This is a genomic window from Sphingomonas sp. 10B4, assembly GCF_035019905.1.
GTDB lineage: Bacteria > Pseudomonadota > Alphaproteobacteria > Sphingomonadales > Sphingomonadaceae > Sphingomonas > Sphingomonas glacialis.
The window spans coordinates 1-325 of sequence record NZ_JASJVC010000240.1 but is presented as its reverse complement, the minus strand read 5'-3'; the positions used below and the strand labels follow the sequence as shown (position 1 = coordinate 325).

Genomic DNA, 325 nt, shown 5'->3' with positions numbered 1-325 from the left:
GACTTGGTGCAAGCCGAGAGCTTGGTTTGACAGGCGAAGATGCCGCAGGCTTACTCTCCGCAGTGGACTATATCGCTGAACTCCGTCAAGTCGATGATTTGAGTAAATTGCCACTGGCCTCCCGTTGCCTGGTGATTGGAGCAGGTAATACCGCAATTGATATGGCGGTGCAGATGGCGCGGCTAGGTGCCGATGACGTGACCGTAGTTTATCGACGCGGTGCGGAGTCCATGTCCGCTACCGGACATGAGCAAGATATCGCCAAGGCACATCAAGTGCGTTTGAAGACATGGGCTCAGCCGCAACAAATCTTATTGGATGAAAC

Annotated in this window: 1 protein-coding gene; it reads left to right on the top strand. The window is 53.5% G+C overall.

Features of this window, described 5'->3' with window-relative positions; all coding sequences use genetic code 11:
* Positions 1–62: 62 nt before the first annotated feature.
* Positions 63–325 (top strand): FAD-dependent oxidoreductase (locus QN347_RS19645; RefSeq protein WP_323494372.1); only part of this gene is annotated, 263 nt, incomplete at its 3' end.